The sequence below is a fragment of the Arthrobacter humicola genome (assembly GCF_022803015.1).
Taxonomy (GTDB): domain Bacteria; phylum Actinomycetota; class Actinomycetes; order Actinomycetales; family Micrococcaceae; genus Arthrobacter; species Arthrobacter humicola_A.
This window is the reverse complement of the sequence record NZ_JAFKON010000004.1, coordinates 311,761-326,095: the sequence shown is the minus strand read 5'-3', so window position 1 is coordinate 326,095 and position 14,335 is coordinate 311,761. Positions and strand designations below refer to the sequence as shown.

At 68.1% G+C, this 14,335-nt stretch carries 11 protein-coding genes; 1 reads left to right on the top strand and 10 read right to left on the bottom strand.

The features are described from left to right. Positions 1-93 precede the first annotated feature (93 nt). Entirely contained in the window at positions 94-1,092 is a 999-nt protein-coding gene (locus ARTB_RS11155) for a trypsin-like serine peptidase (RefSeq protein WP_243180238.1), read from the bottom strand. Between the two features lie 244 nt (positions 1,093-1,336). Here ARTB_RS11155 and ARTB_RS11150 point away from each other — a divergent pair, with 244 nt between their 5' ends. Continuing rightward, positions 1,337-3,559, top strand: coding sequence for an NADP-dependent isocitrate dehydrogenase (locus ARTB_RS11150; RefSeq protein ID WP_243180236.1), 2,223 nt, complete (start codon positions 1,337-1,339; stop codon positions 3,557-3,559). 131 nt (positions 3,560-3,690) lie between these two features. On the opposite strand, the gene ARTB_RS11145 is transcribed toward ARTB_RS11150, so the two are convergent. The 9 genes from ARTB_RS11145 to mmsB form a co-directional block, all read right to left on the bottom strand. After that, entirely contained in the window at positions 3,691-4,335 is a 645-nt protein-coding gene (locus tag ARTB_RS11145) for an SRPBCC family protein (protein ID WP_243180227.1), read from the bottom strand. 158 nt (positions 4,336-4,493) lie between these two features. Beyond that, a complete protein-coding gene (locus ARTB_RS11140; protein ID WP_243180225.1) occupies positions 4,494-5,030 on the bottom strand; it encodes a mucin-associated surface protein in 537 nt (178 codons plus the stop codon). Then, on the bottom strand, positions 5,027-6,256 hold the full coding sequence (locus ARTB_RS11135; protein WP_243180426.1) for a serine/threonine-protein kinase: 1,230 nt from the start codon (positions 6,254-6,256) through the stop codon (positions 5,027-5,029). Before ARTB_RS11135 ends, ARTB_RS11140 begins: the two co-directional genes overlap by 4 nt. Positions 6,257-6,691: 435 nt before the next feature. Next, positions 6,692-7,972 carry a hypothetical protein gene (locus ARTB_RS11130; RefSeq protein WP_243180215.1) on the bottom strand — a complete coding sequence of 427 codons (1,281 nt, stop codon included), beginning with the start codon at positions 7,970-7,972 and terminating at the stop codon, positions 6,692-6,694. Positions 7,973-8,124: 152 nt separating this feature from the next. Continuing rightward, positions 8,125-9,195: a Gfo/Idh/MocA family protein gene (locus ARTB_RS11125; RefSeq protein ID WP_028277315.1), complete on the bottom strand. Its 1,071-nt coding sequence runs from the start codon at positions 9,193-9,195 to the stop codon at positions 8,125-8,127. Positions 9,196-9,455: 260 nt separating this feature from the next. Then, a complete protein-coding gene (locus ARTB_RS11120) occupies positions 9,456-10,163 on the bottom strand; it encodes an ABC transporter ATP-binding protein (protein ID WP_243180213.1) in 708 nt (235 codons plus the stop codon). 2 nt (positions 10,164-10,165) lie between these two features. Beyond that, on the bottom strand, positions 10,166-11,614 hold the full coding sequence (locus tag ARTB_RS11115) for an ABC transporter permease (protein WP_243180212.1): 1,449 nt from the start codon (positions 11,612-11,614) through the stop codon (positions 10,166-10,168). A 278-nt stretch (positions 11,615-11,892) separates the two neighbouring features. After that, positions 11,893-12,996: a substrate-binding domain-containing protein gene (locus tag ARTB_RS11110; protein ID WP_243180210.1), complete on the bottom strand. Its 1,104-nt coding sequence runs from the start codon at positions 12,994-12,996 to the stop codon at positions 11,893-11,895. Between the two features lie 66 nt (positions 12,997-13,062). Then, entirely contained in the window at positions 13,063-14,331 is a 1,269-nt protein-coding gene (gene mmsB, locus ARTB_RS11105; protein ID WP_243180208.1) for a multiple monosaccharide ABC transporter permease, read from the bottom strand. Positions 14,332-14,335: the final 4 nt, after the last annotated feature.

Sequence of the window (14,335 nt, the reverse complement as noted above, 5' to 3'; positions counted from 1 at the left end):
GCCCGCGCGGGCCCCCGCGAACGGAGCCCGGCCCCGCGAACGGCCCCCGCGAACGGAGCCCGGCCCCGCGCGAACGGTGCCCGTGCCCTCAGGTCAGGAAGCGGCCGCCGTGGTGTAGGCCTGCTGGATCACGCTGCCCCAGTACGGGCCGTACATCGTGGTGGACTTGCTGCCGTAGCCGTAGCTGTTGATGGAGTTCTGGTAGCCGGCGGCGCTGGTGCCGATGAACCACGGACCGCCTGAGGAACCGCCGGTCATGTTGCAGGGGATCCCCTGGGTGTTGAACTGCGGGTTGTAGGGATCGTTCGTGGCGGTGCCGGAGCAGCTCTTGAGGGATTCACCGTTGAAGGGCGCTGCGGCGGGGTAGCCGAATGACTTGTAGCTCAGGCCGCGGGCGGCGTTGAACTGCAGCCCCGAGCCGCCGACGACGTCGCTCAGGTACTGGCCGTTGAGCGTGGACATGACGGCGAAGCCAGTGTCGTAGGTCATGTCACCCGAGGAGCTCCACTGGGTGGGGGCGTAGAGGGCCTTGGCCGTCCACTTGCCGTAGGGGGCCGCGCCGTTCAGGTACGCCGGGACGAACGTGAACTTGGTGGCGAAGGCGCCCGGGCCCTCATTCACGCAGTGTCCGGCCGTGGAGACCGTGCTCTTGTTGCCGGAGGAGACCGAGTTGCCGGAGCAGACGTAGTTCGTCCCGCCGAGGGTGAAGAAGACCTTGCCGATGTGCGGGACGGGGGTTTCGCTCGCATTGGTCTTGGTCTGGAGCGTCTGGGATTGCAGCTTGGGAGCCGCGGCCTCGACCTTGCTCGGCGCGCCCGTTTCCGCCGGGCCCCTGGCCGCAGTGGCCTTGCCGTTGCGCTTCATGGCCCTGTCGGCCAGGACGTCGCCGGGGACGGCGCTGCGCATGCGTTCCGCGGTCCAGTACTCGGCCGCGCCCGTCTCGGTGACGGTGTGGCTGGCGACATCGGAGGTGGAAACCGGTGCCTTGGCCGGTGCGGGGGAGGCCGTGGCCGCCCCCGCGGCACTCAGGGCCAGCAGCGCGGCGGCCGAAAGAGTCAGCAGGCTGGTGGCCAGAGTCTTGGGTGTTCTCATGGGTGTCCTAACCGGTGGAAAGCGGGGCGGCCGCTGTTGGCGGCCGCTGGATGGACTGAAACTACGGCAATTTGACTAATCTGTAAAGTAGCTTGTCAATTTTTGTTATGCCGTGTCGGGACGTCACTCATCCGTCCGCGCACGACGCCGGTAGGCGTCAACGGGGGCACCTCGGGTAAGTTAGGGGTGTTGAGATAACACAAGATTCCGGAAATACCCAGACCTTCAGGGAGACGCCCGCGCAATGGCAAAGATTATCTATACCCACACCGACGAAGCGCCGATGCTGGCCACCTATTCGTTCTTGCCGATCATTGAGGCGTTCGCCTCGACGGCCGGTGTGGAAGTGGAGACCCGCGACATCTCGCTGGCCGGCCGCATCATCGCCGTGTTCGGCGACTACCTCACCGAAGAGCAGCGCGTCAGCGACGCCCTGGCCGAGCTTGGTGCCCTCGCCAAGACGCCCGAAGCCAACATCATCAAGCTGCCCAACATCAGCGCCTCCGTGCCCCAGCTGAAGGCCGCCATCGCCGAACTCCAGGGCCACGGCTACGCGCTGCCGGACTACCCGGACAACCCCTCCTCGGACGAGGAAACGGACATCCGGTCCCGCTACGACAAGATCAAGGGCTCCGCTGTGAACCCGGTCCTGCGCGAAGGCAACTCGGACCGCCGCGCCCCGCTCTCGGTCAAGAACTACGCCCGCCAGAACCCGCACAGCATGGGTGCCTGGACGCCGGAGTCCAAGACCAACGTGGCCCACATGGACGCCGACGACTTCCGCTCGAACGAGCTGTCCGTGGTGATCGAGGCCGACACCAACATCAAGATCCAGCTCGTCAAGGAAGACGGCACGGTCAAGGTCCTCAAGCGTGCCTTCCCGGTCCTGGCCGGCGAGGTCATCGACGGCACCGTGATGCGTGCCGCGGCCCTGGATGAGTTCCTCGCAGCCCAGGTTGTCCGGGCCAAGAACGAGGGCGTGCTGTTCTCAGCCCACCTCAAGGCCACCATGATGAAGGTCTCGGACCCCATCATCTTCGGCCACGTCGTCAAGGCCTACTTCGCGGACCTCTTCGCCACCTACGGTGAGCAGATCGCCGCCGCCGGTCTGAGCCCCAACAACGGCCTCGCCTCCATCCTCAACGGCCTCGAGGACCTGCCGGAGGAGATCCGCGGCGAGGTCCAGGCAGCCATCGAAAAGGGCCTCAACGAGGGCCCCGAACTCGCGATGGTCGATTCCGACAAGGGCATCACCAACCTGCACGTGCCCTCCGACGTCATTGTCGACGCCTCAATGCCGGCCATGATCCGCAGCTCGGGCCACATGTGGGGCCGCGACGGCCAGGAAGCCGATACGCTCGCCGTCCTCCCGGACAGCAGCTACGCCGGCATCTACCAGGTCGTGGTTGATGACTGCCGCGCCCACGGGGCCTTTGATCCCACCACCATGGGCACGGTCCCGAACGTCGGCCTCATGGCCCAGGCCGCCGAGGAATACGGCAGCCACGACAAGACGTTCGAGATCCAGTCCGCCGGCACCGTCCAGATCGTTGACGACGCCGGGACCGTGCTGATCGAGCACAAGGTTGCCCCGGGCGACATCTGGCGCGCCTGCCAGACGAAGGACGTGCCGATCCGCGACTGGGTGAAGCTGGCCGTCACCCGCGCCCGCGCCTCCGCCACGCCCGCCGTCTTCTGGCTGGACAAGGGCCGCGCGCACGACGCCCGGATGATCGCCAAGGTGGAGGACTACCTTAAGGACCACGACACCGAGGGCCTGGAAATCGCCATCATGTCCCCGGATGAGGCCACGGCCTTCACGGTGGAACGCCTCCGCAAGGGCGAGGACACCATCTCGGTGACCGGTAACGTGCTCCGCGACTACCTCACCGACCTCTTCCCGATCCTGGAACTGGGCACCAGCGCCAAGATGCTTTCCGTGGTGCCGCTGATCAACGGTGGCGGCCTGTTCGAGACCGGCGCCGGCGGATCCGCCCCGAAGCACGTCCAGCAGTTGCTTAAGGAAAACCACCTGCGCTGGGACAGCCTGGGTGAATTCCTCGCACTGGCCGTCAGCTTCGAGCACCTCGCCACCAGCACCGGCAACGCCCGCGCCCAGGTCCTGGCCGACACCCTGGACCGCGCCACCGGCACGTTCCTGCTGGAGGACAAGTCCCCGAAGCGCAAGGCCGGTGAGTTGGACAACCGCGGCAGCCACTTCTACCTGGCCAAGTTCTGGGCCCAGGAACTGGCCAGCCAGAACGACGACGCCGAGCTCGCCGCGGCCTTCGCCGCCGTTTCTGAGGCGCTGAACTCCAATGAGGACACCATCACCGGCGAACTCCTGGCCGTCCAGGGTTCCCCGGTGGACCTTGGCGGGTACTACCGGCCGGATGCGGCCAAGGTCGCAGCGGTCATGCGCCCCTCGGCGAAGTTCAGTGAAGTGCTTGCGACGCTGACCAAGTAGTCCCAGCCTCAACGCTCCGGCAGCGCGGTAGGTCGCCACGCAGAACGCCCCGCCTCCCGAAAGGGAGGCGGGGCGTTCCGCTGTCAGTCCGGCGGAGTAATCAAACCAGCCAGATCAGTGCGAACGGCCGGTCAGCGCGGCTGGTCGTGGCCGAAAGGCGGCTCGGGGGCGAGGTCGGGATCGGCGTCCACGCGCTCGAAGGCAGGTTCCGCGCCATATCCCACTTCTTCTTGGAGCGGCACGGCGGTGGTGGCGCCCGGGGCGACTCCGTCCACGCGTCCGCGCCATCCGCCCGTCTCGGCCCCGCGTTCTTCGATGAACTGCTTGAATTTCTTCAGGTCGGCGGCAACCTGACGGGAATCAAGGCCGATGGCCGCGCCGATCTTTTCCGCCGCCGAGTCCGGCTCCCAGGTCAGCTCGACGTTCACCTTCGTTGCGGCCTCGCCGAGATCATCGAACCAGACGGTGCCGGCGTTCCGTGGTTCATCAAGGCTCTCCCACGACACGCGATGGTCCGGTTCCTGCGCGGTGATCCGCGCATCGTACTCACGCCGGACTCCACCGATGCTGGTCTTGAAATGCACAGTGGTGTCGTCCAGCTGATTAACCGATTCCACGCCGCTCATGAAGTGCGGAAATTCCTCGAATTGCGTCCACTGGTTGTAGGCCTGGCTTAGCGGAACATTGACTTCGATGGATTCCTGAACTGTTGCCATGCAGGCGTCACTCCTTCGATTGGCGGACCGCGGTCCGCGATTCTTGTCGTTGACCGGCATAAAGCCGTTCCTCCACGCTAGCGGGCTTCCGCTGAAATGGTAAGCAGGCTGACGATAGTGGCGGCGGAGGCGCCGCGTTCGGTCTGCGGCCAGGTCGATGCCGGTCGCGGCCTCAGGTGTCGTGGAAGCCCGTCCGGCAGCAGGGTAACCGGCGCGCCTTAGCCCTTACCCTTCCCTTTGTCCTTCGACTTCCCCTTTCCGGCCGGGGCCGGGGCCGGGGCGACGGCGGCCGGGGCCGTCCGCGCGGCAGCGACCTGGGCTGCTGCCTGGGCCGCGGCAGCCTGTTCAGCCGCTGCTTTGTCGGCTGCCGCCTTGTCAGCCGCTGCTTTTTCTGCAGCCTTCCGGGCCGCCTCGGCCGCCTGCTGCGCGGTAAGGTCCGCCCGGACGGCGTCAATCGATGACTTGATGCTCTGGTGGCGTCTGAAGGACACCTCGCCGCTCGCGGCGACGGCATCCAGCCGGGTCAGCAGCTCGTCAAGGTGCTTCAGGGAACCCTCCGGGTCGTTGGCGGCTGCAGCCTCGCTGACAGCCAAGACTTCGGATTGAAGTTGACGGGCCGCGGCGCTGCCCAGTTCGGGGGCGGGGGAGCCGCAGCCGGCCAAAGTCCCGGCGGCCAGCAGTCCGGCGAGGAGGCTTGCGGACACCCGATACCTCACCCCGCCGCGGTCTTGCCCGGCGGTTCGCGAATCGCTCATGGTTCCACGCCCTTCTGCAGTTCCTTCAGGTGATCGCCGAGCGGTCCGGTGACGGTGGGGTAGGGGACGACGTCGGGCGCCGCGGGGGCGGACAGGGCGACCGCGATCGTCGCCACGACGGCAAGGACTGCCAGCGCGGCGAGCAGCACGGCCACGCGGGTGCGGGGCCGGGCCCGGAGGAACCATGCGGCCCCGCGCGACAAGGAGCGGCGGCGGCGGGGCCGCAGCGGCAGGGCATCCGGGTCCAGCGAGTTCAGGGGGCGTGTTCTCGACGCCGCAGCCGGTGCGACTCCGGGCCTGGGTGGGCGGGGCCGCCTTGCCGGCGGGGCCGGGAGGACCCGGGTGGGTTCCGCTGTGACCGGTCCCGGCAGCGATCCGGGGGAAACGAGGGCCACACGGAAGGCTGCCTCGAGATCGGCGGCCGCGGGGCGGTCCAACGGGTCCAGGACGGTCATGGCCTGGATGAGCCGGGCCCACTCCTCGGGCACGGCGTCCGGAATGACGGGGGCGCGGTGCAGGCGGGCCACGGCGGATTCGACGGCGCTGCCCGGGTACTCCACGTCGCCCTTGAGGCATTCGAGCAGGACCAGGCCCAGCGAGTAGATATCGCTCGCGGGACCGAGGTCGGCACCGCGGGCCTGTTCGGGACTGAGGTAGGCGGCGGTTCCCACCATGGTTCCCGTGGCCGTCAGCCGGGTCCCGTCGATGATCCGGGCGATGCCGAAGTCTGTGAGCTTGGGCCGAAGCGGCTCTCCCGGCCGGACCGGCACCAGGAGGATGTTGGCGGGCTTGATGTCCCGGTGGACGATGCCGAGGCCGTGGACGTAGGCGAGGGCATCGGCGATCCCGGCGCCGACGACGGCCAACTCGGCCAGCGGCAGGGGACTGTGGCGGATCCGGGTCCGCAGATCCTGGCCGTCCACGAGCTCCATGGTCAGGAAGGGCCGCGGCTCCTCGGGAATCCGGGTGTCCGTCCCGGCGTCGAACAGCGTCACCAGGCTTGGATGATTCAGGGTGGCCAGCAACTCGATCTCCGCTTCCTGGCGGCGAAGCTCGTCGGGATCGGCCGATTGCGGTGCAAAGAGTTTCAGGGCAACGTCCCGGCCAAGGTTCAGGTCCTTGGCCGTGTAGACCGACGCCATGCCGCCCCGGCCAATCACCTCCCCCAGCTGGTAGCGGCCGCCCAAGGGCTCCGCCGTGATGCTGTTGGGCGAACTGTTCACGATGTCCCCGTATCTTCCGTGTGCGCACCGACGGCGCACCTAAAGAATGATAAGGGTAATTAGTATCCGCTTCTGTTCAGAGGGGACCTCCGGTCCCGGCGCCGAAGCGTATTCCCTCACCGGACGCCCCGCGGACGCCCCTCCGCCGGAGCATGCCGTTGGGTCCCCCAGCGGACCCAACGACCTCGCTCCGGCGGTACAGGACCTTGATGGGAGCGGTGGCATGCGCTAGGGCGGGCGGGGCTTGCAGCCGGGTCTCGGCTGCGGACCGGAGCGCTCCGGGTGGGCAGGCGCTGCGGGGGTCAGGCTGGCGGGAATTGGGGTGCCGGAAGCCCGGCGGTGGACGGTCGTGTCCATGGGGGATTCTCCTGGGTGACTGTTGGCGGGCGGCGAAGGCAGCCCGACGGGCCGTGCTCTGTGGAGGCAGAGACGGCCCGACTAGTCAGGGGAAGAACCGGGATCAGCGCTAACGGCTGCGTACTCGTGCTGGAGCGGTCCGCCGATGGCGTCGGCCCCGATGGTGGGCAGGTAGAAGACCAGGCTGGGCATCCACGCGGCCGTTCCGGCAGGCCCGCCGCCGGAGTGCCCGCTGCCGGACCCCGAGCCCGGAGCCGGTGGGAGTGCGTCAGGCGCAGGCAGTCCCGTTCCGCCATGCCATGGGCCCGGATCCGGGTTGCCGGAGGGAGCCGGCGGTTCACCGGTCCCGGCGGGGGCCTTGGCCGGCGGGGCAGCGCCGGACTGGACAGCTGCCGCGCCCCGGGGTTCAGGGATCAGCAAGGCGGGGTAGGCAACCGTGGCACCGGGGGAAGGAGATGCCGGGAAGGGACGGGCCGCCACGGTGCCGGTGGGAGCAGGCGCCGGCAGTTGAGCTGGTGCTGCGTTGGCGGCGGTTGCTTTGGCGGCGGCCGCCGGTGCCGATTCGCCATCGACGGCGGCCGGCGTCCCCGCCGGCGATCCCGCCGCGACGTCGCCGTCTGGAACGGTGCCGCCTGGAACGGTGCCGCCTGGAACGACGCTGTCTGGTGGCCCGGCCGCCGGGTCGCCGGGGAGCGGAGCTGCTGGCTCTGGAACCGGGGCCGCGGGGTCGCCGGGGAGCGGAGCTGCTGGAGCCGGAGCCGGAGCCGGTACCGCAGGGTCGCCGACCGGCGGATCGACGCCGGGAACCGGTACCGCAGGGTCCACCACCGGCGGAACAACACCGGGAACCGGAATTGCAGGGTCCAGCACGGGCCCGGTTGCCGGCGGGGTGACTGCCGGCGCAGGGAGCGAAGGGTCAGGGAGCGCCGGGGAGGGGAGCGCCGGGTCCGGTGCCGCCTGCCCAGGGGCGGCGGGCGGTGGCGCGTCGGGAACCGCCGGGTCAGGGGCGGTGTCCGTGGGCCCGTTCGGGTCGGCAGGAACGACGTCGGCGGAAGCTACAACCGGCCCCGGAACAGTGCCCGCCGCCCAGGTGCCCGCCGGGACCGCGGGGAGGTCCACGGAAACCACGCCGTCGAGGGAGGGAACAGGGAGGTCGTCGGCGTCCGTACACGAGGCGGCGGCCGCGCTCTCGCCGGCGCCGTCGGCTGTCCCGTAGAACGCGCAGGCGTCGTCCGCCTGCGCGGCCGTGCAGGTCAGTGTCAGCCACGCGGCGCCGGCGACGGCGGCCAAAAGCACGCGGCGCAAGGGGCGCAGGGGGCGCAGGGTGCGGCCCGCGCGGGAGGACGCTGCTGCAGGATCCATGCGCGCACCCCCGCTCCCGGAAGACTGGACAATTGCCTACAGGGTAAGTCGGCCTCAACAGGAGAGTCCAGAGCGGGGCCGAAACTGTAGGCATACCGAGACACTTGGAATGCGCCGGGTCCGTTGTCTGGGGCGTGGAAAGTGGGAGGCGGTTAGTGGGCGTCGTTGGGGTAGCTCACGCCGAGCTGCGCGCGTACGCCGTCGAAAAGCCGCATGGTGTTCAGGGAGTCCTCCAGCGGCATGACCGGGCTCTCGGTGAGGCCCTGCTGGATGCACCGCGTGACCTCGCGGAGCTCGTAAGTGTAGCCACGTCCCACCACCGTGAACTGCTCCGTCCGTGGCCCCTCGAAGCCGATCCGGACCAGCAGTTCCTTCGGGTTGTTGATGGAGCCCGGGCTCTGGAGGTAGCCCTTGGTGCCGGCGACGGTGGCCGTGCGGGGGCCGTAGGCCATCAATGACGAGGTCAGTTGGGCCTGGGCGCCGTGGTGGTAACCGAGCGTCAACGCATTCTGGGCGTCGACGCCGTCGTCGTTCAGCCAGCCCGTGGCGCTGACCGTTTGCGGGAACCCCAGGGTGCCGAGCGCCCAGAGCAGGGGATAGACCGTCATGTCCAGCAGGGCGCCGCCACCGTCCTTGGGTGCCCAAAGCCGGGAACCGGGCGAGTACGGCGCCGGAAAGCCGAGGTCGGCGCCGACCCATTTCACCTCGCCGATCTCGCCCGAGGCAGCGATCTCGAACGCCCGCTGCATGCTGGGCAGGAACCGGCTCCACACCGCCTCCATCAGGAAGACTCCGTTGGTCCGGGCCGCCGCGATCAACTCGGCTGCTTCCCGGGCATTGATCGTGAGGGCCTTCTCGCACAGCACGTGCTTGCCGGCGTTGAGGGCGGCGAGGGCTATCTTGTGATGGTGGGCGTGCGGGGTGGCGACGTAGACGACGTCGACGGCGTCATTGGCGAGCAGGCGGGCGTAGCCACTCGCGCCGTTCTGGTCACCGTAGGCGTGGACAAAGCCGTAGTCGGCCGCGAACGCGTCCGCGGCCGCCTGTGTGCGGGAGCTGACGGCGTACAGTTCCGCATCCGCCAGCAGCCCAAGGTCGCGTGTGACCGAAGCGGCGATCCCGCCGGTGGCGATGACGCCCCAGCGCAGCCTGGCGCCGGTGGCTGTGCGGGGATCCTGGTCCGGCTGGCTGAACAGCCACGGCTTTGCGATGAGGGCAGACATGGTGCCATCTTCTCACCCAGGGGCGGGCGGGCCGCAGTGTTGACGGCCCTGGCATGGCGGAGGTTCGACGCGGAGATCCAGTCTCACGAAGTTCAGCCCCGGCGGCTCGACGCCGGAGCCGCGGGCGGGCCCCCAAGGCCTGCCCGCAGCTCCGACTCCTAAGCCCCCGCAGCTCCGACGCCGAAGCCCCCGCAGCCGGGCGGACCACAGGGGGTCGGCCGCGGCTGGAGTTCAGCAGCCGGTACTCAGCCGGCCGGTCCTCAGCCGGTCAGGGCCGCCGTCGCACGGGTCCGGGCCGTTTCCTCCGTGAGCCGGCCCTGCTGGAGCCGGAAGCGCCGGTCCGTCTTGTTGGCCAGGGCACGGTCGTGGGTGACCACCAGGATGGTGGTGTTGTGGTCCCGGCTGAGCGTGCTGAGCAGCTCGATGATGTGCTCGCCTGTCTGTTCGTCCAGGTTGCCGGTGGGTTCATCGGCCAGGATCAGTTTGGGTTCGTTCGCCAGCGCCCGGGCGATCGCCACCCGCTGCTGCTCGCCGCCGGAGAGCCGGTTGATGCGCCGCCCGTGCTTGTCCGGATCGAGCTGGACCTGTTCGAGCAGCTGCCGGGCCCGCTCGGCCCGCGCGGCCTTTCGCACGCCGGCGAATTCCATCGGCAGCATCACGTTGTCCACGGCCGAGAGGTTCGGGATCAGGTTGAACTGCTGGAACACGAAGCCGATGTCCCGGCGCCGGTAGTTGGTCAGTTTCCCGTCGGGCATGCTGGCCAGGCTCACGCCGTTGACCACCACGTCGCCGCTGGTGGGCTTGTCCAGCGCTCCGAGCAAGGAGAGCAGGGTGCTCTTGCCGCTGCCGCTCTTGCCCACGATCGAGGCCAGCGTGCCCTGCTCGAGCTCGAAGCTGACATCGTTGACCGGCTTGATGGTCCGGTCGCCGGACTTGAACGTGCGGACCAGGTTCTTGACTTCGATCATGGCTATTCTCCTCGGAGGACTTCGATGGGACGGATCCGGGCGGTGAGCAGGGCCGGGACGAGCGCGCCGATGATGGCGACGCCGAAAACTGCGGCGATGCCCGCGGCGATCACGCCGGGGGAGGCGCTCGCCGTCACGGAGGTCAGCAGCTGGCTTGCCCCGCCCAGCGGTCCGCCCGCCCCGCCCGGGAACCCGCCCCCGGGAAAGCCGCCAGCGCCGCCGCGCTGGCCGGTGGCCGCCGCGCTCGTGCTGCTGCTTGAACTGATGAGGGCGCTGGCGATGCCGCCGCTGGCAAGGGAGGCGACGGCGGCGCCCACCACGCTGCCCATGGCCACCAGCACGAGGGCCTCCAGCACAAACTGCAGGCCGATGGTGCGGTTCGGGGCGCCGATGGCCTTCAGGACACCGATCTCGCGGCGTCGTTCGCGGACCAGCATGACCATGATCAGGAGGATGATCAGGCCGGCGGTGCCAAGGGCCGCGACGAAGGCGATGAAGGAAATGTTCTTGACGCTGTCCAGCGAGCTGACGGCGGTCTCAAGGTTCCGCTGGCCCTGGGTGACGTCGGCCTTGTCGGAGCCCAGCGCCGTCTGCAGGGCGGTCTTGGCGGCGTCGACGTTTTCCATGCTGTTGACCGTGACGATCATGGTGGAGAGTTCGTCCGGGAGCGCGGCGAGGGTCTGGGCGGTCGGCAGCGTCACGTAGAGCGCATTGTTGCCGAACGCGGTCCCGGCGTCGAACAGCCCCTGGACGGTGAAGGTTTTATCACCGATGGTGAACGTCGAGCCCACGCTGAGGCCGTTCTTGGTGGCCAGGGTGGTGCCCAGCAGGGCGCCGGTGGACGCGGCGGTGTAGTTGCCCAGGCCGGTGCCCTGCGTCAGCTGCAGGGCCTTGCCGGTGGAGTCCATCTCGGCGCCGATGCCCGTTGCAGTGATGGGCAGCGAGAACGCCGGCGCGGCCTGCGCGGTGCTGCCGGTAGTGCCCGCGGTGCTGCTTCCGGAGGCGCCGGTACTGGCTTGGTTACGGTTGCCGAGGGTGCCGGCGTCGACGGCGGCCGTGAGGCTCGTGGTGACGGAGGTGGCCGACTGGCCGCCGGGGCCGCCTTGGCCTGTCCGTCCTGACGCGGCCTCGGCGGCCATGTCAGCGGCGTTGCGCAGGCGCAGCGCCTTGGTGCCGACCACGCTGCTGACGTTGGGGACGGCCGCCGCCGTGGCTGCCTGGGCGGACGTCAGCGGCTCGCCGCCGCCCTCGAAGCCCTGGCCGCCGGCGGGGTTCACGGTCAGGACCGTGCCCACCGAGGCGTTCAGCTCGGCAACCTTGCCGGTGACGGCCTGGTTGGCCACGAGCATGGCCAGGGCAAGTCCAATGGCTACGGCCAGCACCGCCACCACAGCGGCGGTCCTGACCTTGTTTCGAAAGGCGTTGCCTACACTCCGGGCAAGAACGCTCACGGTGCTCCTAATTTTTCTTGGGTGTCTATGGGGGATCTCTTGCCGGACCCGATGCCCGGCGCTGGTCCCACAGTGGTACGGGCCGCTGTGCGAACCTCCCCGGGGAGCTATGGATCTGCTGTGAAGCCGATTGCCGCAGGCGAGGTCACTGCCAAGGTCCCAGCCGGGACACCACGGCCGCGCACCACGGCCAACGCAAGAGCCCCGGCCCTCCCTTGCGGGAGAGCCGGGGCTCTGTACTCTGGCGCGGCCGGTGAAGCGGTCGCCCAGATAAGGAACTACTGCTTGGTGATCGGGCCGAGGACCGGATCGTTCTCGTACGCCGTGTGGACGTTGTCCTTGGTGACGATGACCGGTTCCAGCAGGTAGGCGGGAACAACCTTGACCGTGTTGTTGTAGGACTTGTCGTCGTTGATCTCGGGCGTCTTGCCTGCCTGAATGTCGTTGACCATGACGATCGAGTGCTCAACGAGCGCGCGGGTGTCCTTGTTGATGGTGGAGTACTGCTCGCCCGCCATGATGGACTTGACCGACTCAACCTCGGAGTCCTGGCCCGTGACAATTGGAAGCGGCTTGCCGGCGGCCTTGACGGAGGTCAGGATCGCGCGGGCAATGGTGTCGTTCGGGGACAGCACGCCATCGAGGGCTGCGGTGCCGTAGGTTCCGGCGAGGAGGGTGTCCATGCGCTTCTGGGCGTTTTCTGCCTTCCAGCCCTGGGTCACAGCCTGCTCGAAGCTCGTCTGGCCGGAGAGGACCTTGAGGGTGCCGTCGACGATCTTCGGCTTCAGGACGCTCATGGCGCCGTCGAAGAAGACCTTCGCGTTGGCGTCATCAGGGGAACCAGCGAAGAGCTCGATGTTGTACGGGCCTTCCGGCTTCTTGCCCTTCATGCCGTCCAGCAGCGCCTTGCCCTGGAGTTCACCGACCTTGAAGTTGTCGTAGGCCACGTAGTAGTCCACGTTCGGGGTGTTCAGCAGCAGACGGTCGTACGCGATGATCGTTGCGCCGGCGTCCTTGGCCTGCTGGAGCTGGGTGCCCAGCTGTGCACCGTCGATGGCGCCGACGATGATGACCTTGTCGCCCTTGGTGATCATGGCGCTGATCTGGTTCTGCTGCTCCGAGACGCCGCCGTTGGCGAACTGCACGTCCGGCTTGTAGCCGGCCGCCGTCAGGCCGTCGTTGAACAGCTGCTCGGCCAGGACCCAGTTTTCGGAGGTCTTCTGGGGGAGTGCGACGCCGATCGCGGAGCCCTTCGGGAATGCTTCGCCTCCGGTGGAGGAACCGCTGGTGGTTCCGGTGTCGGAACGGCCGCAGGCTGTCAGCGCCAGTGCCGCAATAGCAGCGATTGCTGCTGCCTTTCCTGCTTTACCAATCATTCGCATTGCTTGGTTCACTTTCTTTCGGTGGTGTGCGGAGAATTGTGGGGTTGGGGAACTGGGGGGAGGGGATTAGATTCCCCTCGAGATGACCTCTTTGGTCTGCGTGGTCTCGTCGGCCTTGATCTCGCTGCTGCGGCCGAAGTTCTTCATCAGCATGCCGACGATCGATTTCTTGCCCTGGGTCTTGTTGTAGACGTCGAAGGCGACGGCGATCAGGAGCACGAGGCCCTTGATGATCTGGGTGAGGTCGGCGCCGACGCCGAGCAGCTGCAGGCCGTTGTTCAGGACGGCCATGACCAGGCCGCCGATGATCGAGCCGATCACGGTGCCCACGCCGCCGGTGACGGCGGCGCCGCCGATGAAGACGGCCGCGATGGCGTCCAGTTCCCAGCCGACGCCGTCGAACGGTCCCGAGGCGGTGGAGCGGCCGACGAAGATCATGCCGGCGAGGCCGGCCAGGAAGGACATGTTCATCATGACCAGGAAGTTGACCTTCTTGGACTGGACGCCGGAGAGCTCCGCAGCGTGCCGGTTGCCGCCGACCGCGTAGATGTGGCGGCCGATGACGGTCTTGGAGGAGATGAAGCCGTAGACGATGATGAGGACCGCGAGGATCAGGCCCGGCACCGGGAAGGACGTGCCCGGACGGCCGGTGGCGAAGAGGTACGTCGCGTAGAGGATGGCGCCGCAGACCAGCACGAGTTTGAGGACCATGACCCAGGCTTCGGGGACCTCGGCGCCGAGCTTCTTGGCGTTGCGGCGGGACCGGATCTCGCTGAAGATTACGAACGCGACGGCGAGCAGGCCGATCAGCATGGTGGGGTTGTTGTAGCCGGTCTTCGGGCCGAACTCGGCCAGGTAGCCGGAGCCGATGTACTGGAAATCCGCCGGGACCGGGATGGTGTTCGACTTGCCGACGAACTGGTTGGCGCCGCGGAAGATCAGCATGCCGGACAGCGTCACGATGAACGCGGGAATGCCGACGTAGGCCACCCAGAATCCCTGCCAGGCCCCGATCAGGACGCCGAGCCCGAGCCCCATCAGGACGCCGATGTACCAGGGCAGGCCCCAGTCGCGGATGAAGAGTGACACGCAGACACCCACGAAAGCCGCGACGGAACCGACCGAGAGGTCGATGTGCCCGGCGATGATGACCAGCACCATGCCGATGGCGAGGATCAGGATGTAGGAGTTGCCGTTGAAGAGGTTGATGACGTTGCCCGATGTGAGCGTGCGGCCCTCCGTGAAAATCTCGAAGAACACGATCAGCGCAACCAGGGCGAAGATCATGCCGAATTGGCGGGTGTTGCCGCCAAAGAGCTTCTTGAGCGCGTTCATTGTT